At 55.7% G+C, this 255-nt stretch carries 1 rRNA gene; it reads right to left on the bottom strand.

Annotated elements, in window-relative coordinates:
• Positions 1–135: 135 nt before the first annotated feature.
• A 5S ribosomal RNA gene (rrf, locus tag PAN08_RS18010) occupies positions 136–250 on the bottom strand.
• Positions 251–255: the final 5 nt, after the last annotated feature.

Consider the following 255-nt stretch of genomic DNA (forward strand, 5'->3'; position numbering starts at 1 on the left):
TTATCTCAAGGCTCCAATCGCGCCCTCACATCCACGCGCGGCAAACCCTCTCGGCAGCCCCAAGATCCATTTATCCTTTTCGACTTTCCAAAACGAAAACCCCCACTGCAGGGCAGCGGGGGTTTTGCAGTTAGAACCTGGCGATGACCTACTCTCGCATGGCTTAGGCCACACTACCATCGGCGCAGCTGCATTTCACTTCCGAGTTCGGGATGGGATCGGGTGGTTCCACAGCGCTAATTTCACCAGGAAGAC

Source organism: Stenotrophomonas sp. Iso1 (assembly GCF_027497995.1).
Lineage (GTDB): Bacteria > Pseudomonadota > Gammaproteobacteria > Xanthomonadales > Xanthomonadaceae > Stenotrophomonas.